General features: G+C 39.5%; 1 rRNA gene. It reads left to right on the top strand.

Annotated elements, in window-relative coordinates:
• Nucleotides 1-150: 150 nt before the first annotated feature.
• A 16S ribosomal RNA gene (locus tag ACH8JV_RS19605) occupies nt 151-266 on the top strand; the annotation flags it as partial.

Below are 266 nucleotides of genomic sequence, written 5' to 3'. Positions count from 1 at the left end.
CTTGTGTGGATTTTTACTGATTGATTAATCGAAATAATTTTCATTGATTGATTGGTTTAAATTACTCGAAGTTTATTTGAGCGAAATTTAAGTCAGTAATTGATGAGCCAGAATTGGTACCTTGTCTTTAAATAAGGTGCAAAATGATTTTAACTGAAGAGTTTGATCATGGCTCAGATTGAACGCTGGCGGCAGGCTTAACACATGCAAGTCGAGCGGGGAAAGGTAGCTTGCTACTGGACCTAGCGGCGGACGGGTGAGTAATG

Source organism: Acinetobacter sp. ABJ_C5_2, assembly GCF_044538485.1.
Classification (GTDB): domain Bacteria; phylum Pseudomonadota; class Gammaproteobacteria; order Pseudomonadales; family Moraxellaceae; genus Acinetobacter; species Acinetobacter nosocomialis_A.
The sequence above is the reverse complement of the archived record's forward strand: the minus strand, read 5'-3'. Positions and strand labels throughout refer to the sequence as shown.